Source organism: Ruegeria sp. AA6 (assembly GCF_056542865.1).
In genome coordinates this window covers 303,513-316,460 of the sequence record NZ_JBQGAN010000002.1, presented here as the reverse complement: position 1 = coordinate 316,460, position 12,948 = coordinate 303,513, and the positions used below count along the sequence as shown (strand labels likewise).

Below are 12,948 nucleotides of genomic sequence, written 5' to 3'. Positions count from 1 at the left end.
TCTGAGTATCATCTTTATATTTCGAGCAGTGACAATTTGTAGTTTACGGGTCCGCAGCGGATCATTCTGCGTGTTTTAGGTGTTCTCCGCTTGGGCCTGGTGTGTACCGGTTCCAGAAGGAGTTCGTCGATCATGACCGCCCTCCATACTATGACATTGCAATTTCAGAATGCCTTTTTAAGACTGACTTTTTTCCTCATATGCGCATCTGCCCTATTCGCTGTTTCTGCGACGCTATTGGCTGCATTGGGTGTGTTGCCCTGGCTTTCGATGCAGGCCGGATTTAGTGATGGCGCGGTCGTTGATGCCGGCATGTACATCCAGATCGGTGTGACAGCATTGATTCTGATGTTGGCGTTTTACCTTCCCGCCAATGCACGAATGATGGCTTTGGAAAACAACCATCGCAAGTTCACTCTGACCATGCACGATGTCACCGAGGCCTATCACATTGCCCATGCCGCCGACCGAGGCGGGCTGTTCATGATGTCATCTGAATTCGACGGTGTGAAAGAGCGCATGGCCTTTTTGCGGCAACACCCAAACCTGCAATCTCTGGAACCAGAGATCCTGGAACTGGCAGCTCAGATGAGCCAGATCAGTCAGGAATTGGCGGAAACCTACGGAGACGCGCGCGTCACCCGTGCCCGGACCTTCCTGCAACAGCGTCAGGAAGAGATCGAGTTGTTCCAAAAACGGCTGGAAGAGGCGCAGGTGATCCAGAACGAACTGCGCCAGTGGACGCATGATGTCGAAATTGAAGAGGCAATCGCCAAATCCCAGCTAGGACGTCTGCGCGACGAGCTGTTTGAATTACTTCCCGAACTCTCGGTACAGTTGCAAACGCCGCCAAAGGACAGCGATTCAACAACATCCAGCGTTGTTGCAATGTCGCCCCCGCCCCGCGCCGCAGAATAGGCGCGTCAGCGCCCGCTGCGGACGATGGCCCCATGGGGCCTGAGGACGCGGCCCCCGACCGGCGGAGATGAAAGCCCTGCAGGGGCTTGAAGAACCGCCCGACCTCGGGCACCAAGGCCGCATGGCAAAGACGACTTTCTCCTGCTCGGCCTGCGGCGCGTCGCATTCGCGCTGGTCCGGGCGCTGCGACGCATGCGGTGAATGGAACACAATCACACAGGACGTCCCCCTTTCGGCTGGTCCCGCGAAGAAATCCCTTGGGGGCAAACGCGGTCAGTCCATCGCGCTCACGGACTTATCCACTGAGGAAACACCACCGCCCCGCACGCTCTGCGGGGTTGAGGAGCTGGACCGTGTGTTGGGCGGCGGACTTGTCCCTGCCTCGGCCCTGTTAGTTGGCGGAGACCCAGGCATCGGCAAATCCACCCTTCTGCTTCAGGCCGCTGCGCGGTTTTCCCGAGCGGGCGTCAAAACCATCTATGTCTCGGGCGAAGAGGCCAGCGCACAGGTGCGCATGCGCGCACGCCGTTTAGGGCTTGAGGATGCTCCGGTCCAACTTGCCGCCGAGACCAACTTGCGCAACATCCTGACGACGCTCGAGGCGGAAAAGCCCGGCCTCGCTATCATCGACTCGATTCAGACCATGTGGGCCGACAACGTGGACAGCGCCCCAGGCTCGGTGTCACAAGTCCGGGCCGCTGCGCATGAATTGACCACGTTTGCGAAACGGCACGGTGTCTCGATCATCATGGTCGGCCACGTCACCAAGGAAGGCCAGATCGCAGGCCCGCGCGTCGTCGAGCATATGGTCGATACCGTCCTCTATTTCGAAGGGGAACGCGGCCACCAGTTCCGCATCCTGCGCGCTGTTAAGAATCGCTTTGGCCCCGCTGATGAGATCGGCGTGTTTGAGATGACCGGTAAAGGCCTCGCTCAGGTCACCAACCCTTCAGCCTTGTTCCTGTCGGAAAGGGGCACGCCCAGCCCCGGATCAGCTGTGTTTGCCGGGATCGAAGGCACCCGCCCCGTGCTGGTAGAATTGCAGGCGCTGGTCGCTCCCTCTCCTCATTCCCAACCCCGCAGAACGGTTGTTGGATGGGACAGCGGGCGATTGGCGATGATCCTCGCAGTGCTCGAAGCCCGTTGCGGCATCCCCTTCGCTGGGCTCGATGTGTACCTGAACGTGGCCGGAGGATTGAAGGTGAGCGAACCCGCAGCAGACCTTGCTGTTGCTGCCGCGTTGCTCAGTGCCCGCGAAGATACTGCACTGCCCGCTGATACAGTGGTTTTCGGGGAAATCTCTCTATCAGGGGCCCTTAGACCAGCCCCGCAAACTGAAAACAGGTTGAAAGAAGCACAAAAACTTGGTTTCACGTCCGCAATTGCTCCGGCGGGCGGCAAAACCGGTACTGTGGCAGGTCTGTCACTCACCCGACCCTCTGATTTAGTGGGGTTTGTTGGCGAAACCTTCGGAGCAGGTTAAGGTAACGCCTTGAGGGGCAGATAAAATTACAGGCGAGGGCCATGGAAGGTTTTACAATTGTCGACGGGGTGGTTGCCCTGATCATCGTCGTGTCGGGCTTGTTGGCCTATTCACGCGGCTTTTTGCGCGAGGTTCTGGCTATAGCAGGCTGGGTCGCGGCTGCAGTTCTGGCCTTTATTTTTGCGCCTCAAGCAGTACCTCTGGTCAAAGAAATTCCAGTGGTTGGAGATTTCCTGCGTGACAGCTGTGAATTGTCAGTGATCACAGGTTTTGCAGCCGTCTTCGCCATTGCGCTGATTGTGGTCAGCATCTTCACACCACTGTTTTCGTCGATCGTACAGCGCTCTGCCATCGGCGGGCTGGATCAAGCGCTTGGCTTCTTCTTCGGTATCGCGCGCGGCATCCTGTTGGTCGCCATCGCGTTCTTTGTGTACGACACGGTGATGACCGGTCAGTCCTATACGATTGTGGATGAAAGCCGCTCGGCCAAAGTCTTCGAGCAGTTCAGCGACAGGATCGAAGAACAGAACCCGGAACAAGCGCTGGGTTGGGTCACGCAGCAATATGAAGAGTTGGTGGCAAGCTGTGGCAGCAGCTCTGAAACAGGCACCGAAGCCTCGGAAGAGCCAACAGCCCCAGCCACCACGGAATAAAGAAAAATGCCCGGTTTTGACCGGGCATTTTTTCGGGGGCGGTATGCCAGATCGGATCAGACGAACCCCTCGCCCCCGCAGACCGAACATCTGATGGTTTTTAAGCCGAAACAACCGTCGCAACGCCCCATAATCGGTTTGCCATGAATGTCCCGGCTTTTGACCACCTCACCGGCCCCGTTGCAAATTGGACAAGGCGCACGCCCCATGCCACGACACCGATGACAGCGGCGCTTGACGGGCTCTTCCTTCTTTTTTCCTTGCTTGTGTTCCCACATGGCTCGGTTCCAATCTGCACTAGAAAATAGGACTAAAATCGATACTCGCGACATGACAGCACAAGCCCGCAAACATGTCACCTTTTGATACTGTGTTCAGTAAAATCCACTTGTGACAACGCACAAATGTGATCCTTTGATGACACAGGCTGCATTAGGCATTATGTGGAGGCCGAACTGACATGGAATCGGAGCCGCCGATCTTGCTGTACCTGTTTTCTTTCGCGCTCGCCCTAGTGACGATGACGCGTCTGTACCAACAGCCAGGTTTGGTAACTGCACGTGCAAGCACACCCATGCGGACGTTCCGACCGTCACTGCTAATCAAAACGTCATAGAAATTGGAGCCCGTAAATGTGTGGGATTTTGGGGATCGCAAGCAGGACGCATGATGTCTTTGCGGAAATCTATGACGGGCTGCTGATGTTGCAGCACCGGGGTCAGGACGCCTCGGGTATCGTCACTTATAATGATGAGTTCTTTCGCGAGAAAAAGGCCAACGGCCTGGTAAAAGACGTGTTTAATGCGCAGGACGCCGAGACCCTTCTGGGCAAAATCGGCATGGGACATGTACGCTATCCGACTGCGGGCTCGCTCAGCGCGGCCGAGGCACAGCCGTTCTTCGTGAACGCGCCGTATGGCATTTATCTGGTCCACAATGGCAACATCACCAACACCGCCGAACAGCGCGAGAAGGTGACGGCCAAGTACAGCCGCCACCTGCGTACCACATCAGACTCGGAAATCCTATTGAACGTGCTGGCCGACAAAGTGGCTGACGCGATCAAGGTCAACGGCAATGCCGAGCCCATCCGCAACATCTTTGCCGGTGTGAAGATGACGATGGAGCGAATTCAGGGCGCGTATTCGGTGATCTGTCTGATTGCCGGAGTGGGCATGCTGGCATTCCGCGACCCTTATGGTATCCGCCCTCTGTCCGTCGCCAAGCGTGAAGTGGACGGAGAAGGCGACGACTACGCCTTTGCTTCCGAAGACGTGGCCTTTGGCATCAACGGTTTTGACAAGCTGCGTGACGTGAAGCCCGGTGAGGCGATCCTGATAGATCTGGACGGCAACATGCACACGTTCCAGGCGGTCGAAGGTCAGCTGACGCCCTGTATCTTCGAGTATGTTTATCTGGCACGCCCGGATTCGCTGTTGGATGGTGTGTCTGTCTACAAAACCCAGATGCGCATGGGGCAAACCTTGGCCCGCCAGATCGAGGCCGCCGGTCTTGAAATCGACCGCATCATCCCGGTGCCGGACAGCGCCCGCCCCGTAGCACTGGAAGTCGCCAAGGCGACTGGCATTCCCTACCGCGAAGGTCTGGTGAAGAACCGCTATGTTGGCCGAACATTCATCATGCCGGGTCAGGAAGAGCGTCAGAAATCGGTGCGCCGAAAACTGAACGCCGTTCCGCTGGAGTTCAAGGATCAGAACGTATTGCTGATCGACGATTCGATCGTGCGCGGTAACACGATCAAGAAGATCGTTCAGATGTGCCGTGAGGCCGGAGCCAAAAAAGTCTACATCGCCAGCGCCTCGCCGCCGGTCAAATTTCCGAATGTGTACGGCATCGACATGCCCACCAAGCATGAGCTGATTGCTAACGGTAAAGAAATCGAGGAGATTCGGCAGGAGCTGGGCGCGGATGCCTTGTTCTATCAAAACCTCGACGATCTGATCTGGGCCGCTAAGGAAGGCAATCCCGATATCCAGGCCTTCGATTGTTCCTGCTTTGACGGCAACTACATCACCGGCAGCGTAAGCCATGACTACCTGGACAGTCTGGAAAACAGCAGCCGCGTCAGCAAAAAGAAAAAAGACATGCAGGTTCCCGGCGGATCGTGGAACCGTGCGAAGCTGGCGTCTGGGTAAGCTTGAAACCGAATCAAACCAGCATTTAGCCCGCGTCGCCTATGCGATGCGGGCATTTTTGTACCCGCTTTAAAAACCGCATGAGTGCATTTCCGCCCACAACCCTTCGATGAAGAAAATGGAATCGCAAGGGCTTCGTTGGGTCAGCAAAGCCGACTAGCTCTGGGATGCCGGATCGCACTTTTCCTATTTGGGCTGGTTTGATAACCCCGGCCCAGCCACTCATAAAAGGGGTCGAGCCGCTGCGGCTGGACCGATAATCATGTCGAACGCAACCGTCAAAAGCGCGGCCACCCAAAAGGGCGCGCTGAACAAAAGTACCATCTCCGTTCTGGGCGTTTTTGGCCCGAAATCGGAAATGCGCGCGTTGATGCGTTTGTCATCGGGCCGCGTGAAAGAGGTCAAGCTGGGCAGCCGAGTGTCCTCGGGCACGATAGTCGCCATTGATACGGAAGGCGTCATGCTGCGACAAAGCGGCCAGACCAAGCGGATCGCCATCCCCGGCAGCTAATCCTGTCTTGACGCCCCGCGCGCAGGGGTTCAAACCGCTGACATGACCGATCAGACCAAAATCGCCCTCATCACCGGGGCCTCTCGTGGATTGGGCGCTGCGCTGGCCGAAGCGCTGGCACCCGAATACCACATCGTCGCCGTCGCCCGTACAACCGGCGGGCTGGAAGAGCTGGACGACCGCATCCAAGCCAAAGGCGGCGCGGCCACGCTTGCTCCGATGGACATTGCCGATCCTAACGCCATGGCGACCCTGTGCCGAGGCATTCATGACCGGTGGGGCAAGGTGGACCTTTGGCTGCACACTGCTGTCCACACGTCGGCCCTGACGCCCACACATTTCGTTGATCCGAAAGAATGGACCAAGGCGATTAACACAAACGCTACAGCCACGTCGGTACTGATCCCTTACATCGCGCCTCTGTTGGGCGAGACTGGACATGCCGTGTTCTTTGACGACCCCAAGGGCGGTGAGAAGTTCTATGGCATCTATGGTGCCACCAAGGCTGCTCAGATGGCTTTGGCGCGCAGTTGGGCGCGCGAGACAGAACGCACTGGTCCGCGGGTGACAATTGTCGAGCCCGCACCGATGCCGACCGCTGTACGCGCACGGTTCCATCCTGGTGAGGATCGAGATGCGCTGACCAGCACGGCGGATGAGGCCGCGCGTATTCTGGCACTGCTGTAAGGAATGGCCCTTTGGGCCATGCCTCCGGCGGGAGTATTTGGAAAAAGATGAAGCGGGCGGGTTAGGCGATATGCACGCCGTTGCGCCCGGCCAGATCAACAAAGAATTGCCAGGCTACGCGGCCTGAACGCGCGCCGCGTGTGGCCTGCCATTCAATGGCTTCGGCGCGCAGCGTATCAGCGTCGACCTTGACGCCGTAGGCGGCGCAATAGCGGTCGATCATCGCCAGGTATTCGTCCTGATCGCAAGGGTGGAATCCCAGCCACAGACCGAACCGATCGGATAGCGAGACCTTTTCCTCGACCGCCTCGGACGGATTGATGGCGCTGGAGCGTTCGTTCTCGATCATGTCCCGCGGCATCAGGTGGCGACGGTTCGAAGTGGCGTAGAAAACTACGTTTTCCGGGCGACCTTCGATACCGCCGTCCAGCACGGCTTTAAGGGACTTGTAGTGCTGATCGTCATGGCTGAACGACAGGTCGTCGCAGAACAGGATGAAGCGGTGAGGCGCGGCCCGCAGGTGGTTCAGCAGGCGCGCGACCGAGCCCATATCCTCGCGCTGGAGTTCCACCAGTTTCAAGTCTGGATAGTCTGCCTGCAAGGTGCCGTGGACCGCCTTGACAAGGCTTGATTTCCCCATTCCCCGCGCGCCCCAAAGCAGCGCGTTGTTGGCCTTGAAACCGGCGGCAAAGCGGCGCGTGTTGTCCAGCAGAGTATCGCGGGACCGGTTGATACCGACCAGCAATTCCAGATCGACGCGATTGACCTCGATTACAGGCTCCAAACGATCTGGCTCGACATGCCAGACAAACGCAGGGGCCGAAGCAAAATCCGGCGTGGCCAGAGGGGCCGGTGCCATACGGTCCAGCGCGTCGGCGATGCGGTTAAGGGCTTGGTCGTCCATCGGAGCCTCCGGGTCTTCTTTTGGCAGTTTTCAAACCATGTTCCACCCGGCGCAACAAGGGTTAAGAACAAAAAAGGCGCGCCAGCCGAGGACGCGCCTTTTTCTTAATATTCAGCAGGATTACTTGCCGTCTTCTTGGCGAACGATCTCCTCATCCGCTTCTTCTTCATCGTCATAGTAACCGTCAGCGCGTAGTTGCTCTTCGCGCTTTTTATCGACCCGGCCCACAAGGAAGATCGACACCTCGTAAAGGCCATAGACCACAACAAAGAGAATAACTTGGGTGATCACGTCCGGTGGTGTCACCAGCGCCGCCAGCACCAAAATAGCGACAACCGCGTATTTGCGCACCGAGCCCAGCCCTTCGGCGGTGACCAGGCCCGCTTTGCCCATCAAGGTCAGCAATACCGGAAGCTGGAAGCACAGGCCAAACGCAACAATGAACTTGATGGTCAGGTTCAGGTATTCCTGTGCCGATCCCTGGAAGACGACGCTCAGCGGGGCAGCGGTTGCACCTTCGGTCACTGCCTCACCCTCTGCCCCGAACTGCTGGAACCCAAGGAAAAAGTCATAAGCAAGCGGAGTAACCACATAGAAGGCAAAGCTTGCACCCAGCAGAAACATGAAGGGTGAGGCCACCATGAACGGCAGAAACGCGTTCTTTTCTGAACGGTAAAGCCCCGGCGCCACGAACCGCCACATCTGCATGCCGATATATGGAAAGGCCAGAATGAAGCCCCCCAGCAGTGCAACCTTGATTGCGACAAAAAACCCTTCCTGCGGAGAGATAAAGATCAGGTCGCAATCCTGACCACGTTCGGCCAGAACGTCACAAAGCGGGTGAGTGAGAAAGTTGAAGATCGGCGTAGCCACAGAAAAGCAGATCACCATCCCGACCAGAAACGCCACGACGGAATGGATCAGTCGCGTGCGCAGTTCAGCCAGATGCTCGATCAATGGGGCCGAGCTGTCTTCAATCTCGTCGGATTTGGTCATGTCTTGCTTTCAGTCTTTAGCGCAGCCTCGGCCTCTTCGGCTTTGGCAAGAGCTTCCGCGGCTTCCTTGGCCTTGCGCTCAGCTGCGGCGCGGGCGGTCGAGGCCTGGATCTTCTTGGCCTGTTCAGCCCGTTCAGCGGCCAGCTTGCCGGTTTCGCTTTCGGGGTCGAACTTGGTCGGATCCATGCTGCGGGCCATTTCCTGCGCGGCTTCCTTAACGCCGTCCATCGCGGAACCCACAGGGTTTGTGGCCGCGTTCAGACCCTTTTTGATCTCGTTCACGCCAGCCTGATCCGCCGCTTCGTTCATGGCGCTGCTGAACTCGCGCGCCATTCCGCGCGCCTTGCCGACAAAACGGCCAACATTGCGGAACAGCACCGGCAAATCCTTTGGCCCCACAACAATGAGGGCAACGATGCCGATGACCAGAAGCTCGGTCCAGCCCAGATCAAACATCTGGTCTTAGACCTTGTCTTTGTCGGTCTCGGGCGTGACGTCCTTGGCCACTTCGGCAGCGTCCTGCTCCAGCTCGTCCGCGCCTTCTTTGACGCCCTTTTTGAACGATGTGATGCCCTTGCCCACTTCGCCCATCAACGAACTGATTTTACCGCGGCCAAACAGCACCAGCACCACAACGGCGATCAGCAGCAGGCCGGGAAGGCCGATATTGTTGAGCATGTCTTTTCTCCTTTTACGTCGGCGGCGTGCGCCGGGAATGTGATCTGGTCCCGTGTGTACGCCTGCAAAGCGGTTCGCAAAAGTGAGTCAGATCAAATCCGCCTTCAATTTTGACCGCATCTCACATTTTTTACGGTCTGGATTTCTTCAACTGACAGGTTTATGTCAGTTGAAGGCGACTAGGAACATAACATCGAAACCTGGTCAACGGAGACTCACATGACCCATGTCGCTGAAATCGTCACCTTCACCCTCGCCAACGGCATCACACCGGAAGAGTTTGTGAAACTAAGCCAAGCCACCGAAGCGTTTGTGCGCTCAGCTCCCGGCTTTACTCACCGCCAGCTGAGTCAGGGCGCGGACGGTCGTTGGACCGATTACGTCATCTGGCAGGATATGAAAGCCGCACAAAACGCGGCAGATCAGTTCCCGCAGCAGGACTTTGCCCCTGCCCTTATGGCAGCCATTCAGCCTGACAGTGTCCAGATGCGCCATGAGAACGTCCTATGGAACATGTCCGCCTAAACCCTGCCAGAACGGTCTGCCATGCGCCGCAGTGACCGTCTGTTCGATATCATACAGATTCTGCGCGACGGCAAACTGCACCGCGCACAGGACATTGCGGATCGGCTCGAAGTGTCGGTCCGCACGATCTATCGCGATATGGACACGTTGGTCGCATCGGGCGTCCCGGTTGAGGGCGAGCGCGGCGTTGGATACATGGTGCGCGATCAGATCACGTTGCCCCCATTGAACCTGACGCCTGCCGAGCTCGAGGCATTGAACCTCGGTATGGCCATTGTCGCCGAGGCCGCCGATCCAGATTTGAAGGCCGCAGCAGAGAAACTGGCCGAGAAAATTGACGCTGTGCTACCAACTCAGGTCGTGGCCGAGGCGGATACGTGGAAATTTGCTGTCTATCCCTTTGCCGATGCTGCACGCGGCTTGGCACAAATGGGCCCGATAAGGGCTGCCATCAAATCCCGTCAGAAACTACATCTGTCATATCGCCGAATTGATGGCATTCTGACGGAACGCACCATACGCCCTCTGCACATGGAATACTGGGGCCGCGTCTGGACGCTGACCGCCTGGTGTGAGCTGCGCGAAGGGTTCCGCGTGTTTCGCATCGACCTGATCGAGGCAGTCTCACCCCTGCCCGAAATCTTCGCCGACGAGCCCGGCAAACAGCTCAGTGACTTCGACCCACACACCTGAACGCATCATTTTTTTACAAATACTCCCGCCGGAGGCATGGCCCGGAACGGGCCAGTCTCCTCACTTCAGGTATAGCTCAGGGTCGACCGACTCAAATCCCTTGCGCACCTCGAAATGAAGGTACGAGTTGTCCCCGCCGCGCAATGATGCGATCTGCTGCCCACGACGGACACGGTGGCCTTTCTTGACGGCCGCGTTGTCGACATTCGCATAGACCGTCAGAAGATCGTTGTTGTGCTTGACCACGATGATCGGCACCTGATCCGCATCTGCGGTAATTGCCGCAACTGTCCCCGCCTCGGCAGCTTTCACTGGCGAACCGGGCGAGGCTGCAATGTCGATCCCCTCATTCTTACCCTTGTCATAGGTTCGAATGATTGTCCCAGTTACCGGCAGGCCGAGGGCCGAGTTACTTTGGTTCGTCGGAGCTTCTGCCGTCACGTCAGGTGCCGGAGTGGCCGGTGCAATCACTTCGTCCGGCAACGGCTGCGTAGCACTTGGCGGTGTTGGGGTCGGTGATCCCTGCCCCGGCTGCGTCACATTCGTCGCCGGTACAGCCGCCTGCTGCGGCGCAGGCTGGTTCTTGATTGGGATCAGCAGGAACTGATCCTCGCGCACGGTAAAGTCCGAATCCAAACCGTTCCACTCTGCCAGCGCATTGATCGGCACATCATAAAGCCGCGAAATGGTAAACGCTGTCTCTCCTCGTTTGACCTTGTGCCGGATCGGCTCAGGCCCCGACGCAACGGGCGGCGTCGGAACAGGAGCCGCAGCAGTTTGTGCGGGTTCCAGCGTCGATGTCCGGACCGAACCATCCGCTGGAGCCTCATCAATCGCCGTCCCGGCAATGGTAGCGATATCCACCGTGCTGGCTGCGGCGACTGTGCGCGGCAAGGCAATCACTTCGCCATCCCGCAACTGGTCGTTGGGTTGCAACCCGTTAAACCGGGCCAGTTCAGCCGGTGGCAGGCCGACACGTGTAGCCACGTCATTGACCGTGTCACCTCGCCGCGCAACAACCACTTGATAGTTCGGATAGGTGATCACACCCCGCGCATCGGGCGTAGGGCGATTAGCGGTCACAGACCGCGCGGCATCTGCCGTCGAAAATCCGCCTACTTCACCCCGCAGATCATAGTCGAACGGGCCTTCGCACCCGGCTACCAACGCCACGGCTGCTACCCCGGTCACACAGCGGATCATCGCTGATTTGGAAACTGCTCTCATCTTGCTGTCCTCAACACCTGCCCCTGTTTTCCGGGGTTTCAGCGCAACTTTGTACAATATTTCTTTACGCCCCGTCCCTGCCAAGCCCTTCTAACAGGGGCACGAAACGAACGGGCAACAATTCGTCATAGTCCAAGCCGGTCTCGGTACGCTTTACCCGGATCAGGGTCTGAACGGTATCCGACTGTCCCACCGGCAACACCATGATACCGCCGATTTTAAGCTGCGCCAAGAGCGGCCCTGGAGGGTCTTCTGCCGCAGCCGTCACAATAATCCGATCAAACGGAGCCTGTTCGGACAATCCGAAGGACCCATCCGACAACATCGCCGTCACATTTGTCAGCCCCAACTCGCGAAACAACTGACCGGTTTCCCGGACCAAGCGCTTGTGGCGCTCCACCGTATAGACCCGGCGCGCCAGCTTGGACAGAATCGCGGCCTGATAGCCCGAGCCAGTTCCAACCTCCAACACCGTATCTCGGGGCCGCACGTCCAACGCCTGCGTCATCAGCCCAACGACCGAAGGCTGGCTGATCGTTTGACCGCACGCAATCGGCAGTGGCGTGTCCTCATAGGCACGCTCGGCAAACAGGCCTTTGACGAACCGACCCCGATCAATCTGTTCCATTGCCGCCAGTACACGCGCGTCCGTTACCCCACGAGACCGTAGGGCAAACAGGAACTGCATCTTTGTTTCGGGGTCTGGTCCGGTCATTCGATTGTCTTCAGTGCCTCAAGCGTATCATACGCCGTCAGATCGGCCCGCATCGGCGTAACCGAAATATAGCCCGCCAGATTGACCGCCGCATCCGTACCCGGCGCCGTCGGGTTGTGCTGATAGCCACCCTTGATCCACAAAAACCGCCGCCCCGAGGGCGAACTATGCGGTTCGACCGAAAAATGGGTATCACGGCGATAACCCTGCGGCGCGATCCGCGTTCCCAGCACGTCATCGGCAGCAACCGGAGGGAAGTTTACGTTGTAAAACAAGCGATAGTCGCCCTGCTCCACCGGAGTTGCGTCCAGGATTTTCCGAACCAGATCAGCTCCGAACCGAGTTGCTGCTTCGAATGGATCGTCCAAACCAAGATTGCCCGGGCCGAAATATTGCGACAAGGCAATTGCCGGAATGCCCTGCAACGCGGCCTCCATCGCGCCGCCGACGGTGCCAGAATAAAGTGTATTTTCCGCGGAATTGTTTCCTCGGTTCACACCGGATAGAACCAGATCAGGCGGCGCATCCTTCATCACGTCATGCAGCCCAGCCAGCACACAATCGGCGGGCGAGCCTTCGGCGGCAAAGCGACGCTCGCCCAGCTTGGCGACCATCATCGGATGGGTGTAGCTGATACAATGGCCAACGCCTGATTGCTCAAATGCAGGGGCAACCACCCAAATTTCACCATCCGGCCCAGCCAGATCGGCGGCAATCGCCTCCAAGGCGATCAGACCCGGTGCATTTATACCGTCATCATTGGTCAGAAGAATACGCATTTGCCCCATCCACCGCAGCGTTTT

General features: G+C 57.9%; 15 protein-coding genes. 8 read left to right on the top strand and 7 right to left on the bottom strand.

Annotated elements, in window-relative coordinates; translation table 11 throughout:
- Positions 1 to 132: 132 nt before the first annotated feature.
- From ACR0LN_RS04580 to ACR0LN_RS04555, 6 genes are all read left to right on the top strand, one after another.
- Complete coding sequence (locus tag ACR0LN_RS04580) at positions 133 to 918, top strand: DNA repair protein (RefSeq protein ID WP_480428054.1); 786 nt, start codon at positions 133 to 135, stop codon at positions 916 to 918.
- Between the two features lie 121 nt (positions 919 to 1,039).
- Positions 1,040 to 2,401 (top strand): DNA repair protein RadA, encoded by a 1,362-nt coding sequence (radA, locus tag ACR0LN_RS04575; protein ID WP_480428362.1) that lies wholly within the window; start codon positions 1,040 to 1,042, stop codon positions 2,399 to 2,401.
- 41 nt (positions 2,402 to 2,442) lie between these two features.
- Positions 2,443 to 3,054 carry a CvpA family protein gene (locus ACR0LN_RS04570; RefSeq protein ID WP_480428053.1) on the top strand — a complete coding sequence of 204 codons (612 nt, stop codon included), beginning with the start codon at positions 2,443 to 2,445 and terminating at the stop codon, positions 3,052 to 3,054.
- A 632-nt stretch (positions 3,055 to 3,686) separates the two neighbouring features.
- The gene (gene purF, locus ACR0LN_RS04565; RefSeq protein ID WP_480428052.1) at positions 3,687 to 5,210 is read left to right on the top strand and encodes an amidophosphoribosyltransferase; all 1,524 of its coding nucleotides are present in this window, start codon (positions 3,687 to 3,689) and stop codon (positions 5,208 to 5,210) included.
- A gap of 262 nt (positions 5,211 to 5,472) precedes the next feature.
- Positions 5,473 to 5,721: a hypothetical protein gene (locus ACR0LN_RS04560; RefSeq protein ID WP_480428051.1), complete on the top strand. Its 249-nt coding sequence runs from the start codon at positions 5,473 to 5,475 to the stop codon at positions 5,719 to 5,721.
- 42 nt (positions 5,722 to 5,763) lie between these two features.
- The gene (locus tag ACR0LN_RS04555) at positions 5,764 to 6,408 is read left to right on the top strand and encodes an SDR family NAD(P)-dependent oxidoreductase (protein ID WP_480428050.1); all 645 of its coding nucleotides are present in this window, start codon (positions 5,764 to 5,766) and stop codon (positions 6,406 to 6,408) included.
- 61 nt (positions 6,409 to 6,469) lie between these two features.
- On the opposite strand, the gene ACR0LN_RS04550 is transcribed toward ACR0LN_RS04555, so the two are convergent.
- The 4 genes from ACR0LN_RS04550 to ACR0LN_RS04535 form a co-directional block, all read right to left on the bottom strand.
- Entirely contained in the window at positions 6,470 to 7,312 is an 843-nt protein-coding gene (locus tag ACR0LN_RS04550; protein WP_480428049.1) for an ATP-binding protein, read from the bottom strand.
- 120 nt (positions 7,313 to 7,432) lie between these two features.
- The gene (tatC, locus tag ACR0LN_RS04545) at positions 7,433 to 8,308 is read right to left on the bottom strand and encodes a twin-arginine translocase subunit TatC (RefSeq protein ID WP_480428047.1); all 876 of its coding nucleotides are present in this window, start codon (positions 8,306 to 8,308) and stop codon (positions 7,433 to 7,435) included.
- Positions 8,305 to 8,763, bottom strand: coding sequence for a Sec-independent protein translocase protein TatB (tatB, locus tag ACR0LN_RS04540; RefSeq protein ID WP_480428046.1), 459 nt, complete (start codon positions 8,761 to 8,763; stop codon positions 8,305 to 8,307). The genes tatC and tatB overlap by 4 nt, the downstream gene beginning before the upstream one ends.
- Before the next feature lie 6 nt (positions 8,764 to 8,769).
- Entirely contained in the window at positions 8,770 to 8,985 is a 216-nt protein-coding gene (locus ACR0LN_RS04535) for a twin-arginine translocase TatA/TatE family subunit (protein ID WP_298382271.1), read from the bottom strand.
- Between the two features lie 219 nt (positions 8,986 to 9,204).
- On the opposite strand from ACR0LN_RS04535, the gene ACR0LN_RS04530 reads away from it, so the two are divergent.
- On the top strand, positions 9,205 to 9,510 hold the full coding sequence (locus ACR0LN_RS04530; RefSeq protein ID WP_480428044.1) for a hypothetical protein: 306 nt from the start codon (positions 9,205 to 9,207) through the stop codon (positions 9,508 to 9,510).
- Between the two features lie 21 nt (positions 9,511 to 9,531).
- On the top strand, positions 9,532 to 10,203 hold the full coding sequence (locus tag ACR0LN_RS04525) for a helix-turn-helix transcriptional regulator (protein ID WP_480428043.1): 672 nt from the start codon (positions 9,532 to 9,534) through the stop codon (positions 10,201 to 10,203).
- A gap of 60 nt (positions 10,204 to 10,263) precedes the next feature.
- Here ACR0LN_RS04525 and ACR0LN_RS04520 read toward each other — a convergent pair whose 3' ends face one another.
- From ACR0LN_RS04520 to surE, 3 genes are all read right to left on the bottom strand, one after another.
- Entirely contained in the window at positions 10,264 to 11,430 is a 1,167-nt protein-coding gene (locus ACR0LN_RS04520) for a peptidoglycan DD-metalloendopeptidase family protein (RefSeq protein WP_480428042.1), read from the bottom strand.
- A 64-nt stretch (positions 11,431 to 11,494) separates the two neighbouring features.
- Positions 11,495 to 12,145, bottom strand: a complete 651-nt coding sequence (locus ACR0LN_RS04515) for a protein-L-isoaspartate(D-aspartate) O-methyltransferase (protein WP_480428041.1) — start codon at positions 12,143 to 12,145, stop codon at positions 11,495 to 11,497.
- Positions 12,142 to 12,924: a 5'/3'-nucleotidase SurE gene (surE, locus tag ACR0LN_RS04510; RefSeq protein WP_480428040.1), complete on the bottom strand. Its 783-nt coding sequence runs from the start codon at positions 12,922 to 12,924 to the stop codon at positions 12,142 to 12,144. Before surE ends, ACR0LN_RS04515 begins: the two co-directional genes overlap by 4 nt.
- Positions 12,925 to 12,948: the final 24 nt, after the last annotated feature.

Coding starts and splice junctions, on each gene's coding strand:
- ACR0LN_RS04580 (WP_480428054.1), top strand. CDS start 133: ATGACCGCCCTCCATACTATGACATTGCAATTTCAGAATGCCTTTTTA.
- radA (WP_480428362.1), top strand. CDS start 1,040: ATGGCAAAGACGACTTTCTCCTGCTCGGCCTGCGGCGCGTCGCATTCG.
- ACR0LN_RS04570 (WP_480428053.1), top strand. CDS start 2,443: ATGGAAGGTTTTACAATTGTCGACGGGGTGGTTGCCCTGATCATCGTC.
- purF (WP_480428052.1), top strand. CDS start 3,687: ATGTGTGGGATTTTGGGGATCGCAAGCAGGACGCATGATGTCTTTGCG.
- ACR0LN_RS04560 (WP_480428051.1), top strand. CDS start 5,473: ATGTCGAACGCAACCGTCAAAAGCGCGGCCACCCAAAAGGGCGCGCTG.
- ACR0LN_RS04555 (WP_480428050.1), top strand. CDS start 5,764: ATGACCGATCAGACCAAAATCGCCCTCATCACCGGGGCCTCTCGTGGA.
- ACR0LN_RS04550 (WP_480428049.1), bottom strand. CDS start 7,312: ATGGACGACCAAGCCCTTAACCGCATCGCCGACGCGCTGGACCGTATG.
- tatC (WP_480428047.1), bottom strand. CDS start 8,308: ATGACCAAATCCGACGAGATTGAAGACAGCTCGGCCCCATTGATCGAG.
- tatB (WP_480428046.1), bottom strand. CDS start 8,763: ATGTTTGATCTGGGCTGGACCGAGCTTCTGGTCATCGGCATCGTTGCC.
- ACR0LN_RS04535 (WP_298382271.1), bottom strand. CDS start 8,985: ATGCTCAACAATATCGGCCTTCCCGGCCTGCTGCTGATCGCCGTTGTG.
- ACR0LN_RS04530 (WP_480428044.1), top strand. CDS start 9,205: ATGACCCATGTCGCTGAAATCGTCACCTTCACCCTCGCCAACGGCATC.
- ACR0LN_RS04525 (WP_480428043.1), top strand. CDS start 9,532: ATGCGCCGCAGTGACCGTCTGTTCGATATCATACAGATTCTGCGCGAC.
- ACR0LN_RS04520 (WP_480428042.1), bottom strand. CDS start 11,430: ATGAGAGCAGTTTCCAAATCAGCGATGATCCGCTGTGTGACCGGGGTA.
- ACR0LN_RS04515 (WP_480428041.1), bottom strand. CDS start 12,145: ATGACCGGACCAGACCCCGAAACAAAGATGCAGTTCCTGTTTGCCCTA.
- surE (WP_480428040.1), bottom strand. CDS start 12,924: ATGCGTATTCTTCTGACCAATGATGACGGTATAAATGCACCGGGTCTG.